Consider the following 575-nt stretch of genomic DNA (forward strand, 5'->3'; position numbering starts at 1 on the left):
CTAAGAGAGTTATTATCTAATCCGATTAAATAAATTATGCTTAATTTAAAGTTCTAAAAAACCCCACCAGTTCATGGTGGGGCTTCTACTTTTTTATAGCGATTATATTTGTTAAGGCGCTACTGCTGGGTACACGTAGCTGGCATCAAGTCCTAATGGGATACCGAGTGCCCAGTAGCCTAGCAAGAAGATACTCCAGCCAATCATAAAGGCGATTGAATACGGTAGCATCATCGCGATAAGCGTACCTATGCCTGTGCCTTTAACGTATTTTTGACAGTACACCACAACTAGTGGGAAGTATGGCATGAGCGGGGTGATAATATTAGAGCTAGAATCTCCCACACGGTACGCCGCTTGCGTTAAGTCTGGCGAAATACCGAGTTGCATTAGCATAGGCACAAATACCGGACCTAATAGTGCCCACTTAGCCGAACTTGAACCAACAAATAAGTTTACAAAACCAGTTAAGAAAATAATCCCTACGACCGTTACAGAGCTCGGTAACTCCATTGCTTTTAATACCTGAGCCCCTTCAATTGCCAGCAATGCACCTAGGTTTGATTTACTAAATG

At 42.4% G+C, this 575-nt stretch carries 1 protein-coding gene; it reads right to left on the bottom strand.

Going from position 1 to position 575, the window contains the following annotated elements; translation table 11 throughout:
• Positions 1-111: 111 nt before the first annotated feature.
• Positions 112-575, bottom strand: a 464-nt coding sequence (locus ACTRWE_RS19245; RefSeq protein ID WP_462880536.1) for an AbgT family transporter, incomplete at its 5' end; no start/stop codon positions are given.

The sequence above is a fragment of the Pseudoalteromonas sp. G5_S1_54_S4 genome (assembly GCF_054968565.1).